We start from the raw sequence: 268 nt of genomic DNA on the forward strand, positions 1-268 counted from the left end.
GCAGGCTTCCTCTCCATGACCGAAACCGCAAACGCTTCGTCTTCCCACCCCGCCGCGGCCCAGATCGCGGAGCTGGGCAAGGGTCTCGGCCACGACGACATCTTCTTTGCCGCCGTGAAGAAGACCCGGATGCCGATGATCGTGACGGATCCGCACCAGCCGGATAACCCGATCATCTTTGCCAACGAGTCCTTCCTGCGTACCACCGGTTATGCCCTGGACGAGGTGCTGGGTCGCAATTGCCGCTTCCTGCAGGGACCCGACACTC

At 62.7% G+C, this 268-nt stretch carries 1 protein-coding gene; it reads left to right on the forward strand.

The features are described from left to right. Positions 1 to 15: 15 nt before the first annotated feature. Positions 16 to 268 (forward strand): PAS domain-containing protein (locus FS767_RS22290; protein ID WP_256674313.1); only part of this gene is annotated, 253 nt, incomplete at its 3' end.

The sequence above is a fragment of the Pseudomonas sp. DE0010 genome (assembly GCF_007680745.1).
In the GTDB taxonomy this organism is placed as follows: domain Bacteria; phylum Pseudomonadota; class Gammaproteobacteria; order Pseudomonadales; family Pseudomonadaceae; genus Aquipseudomonas; species Aquipseudomonas parafulva_B.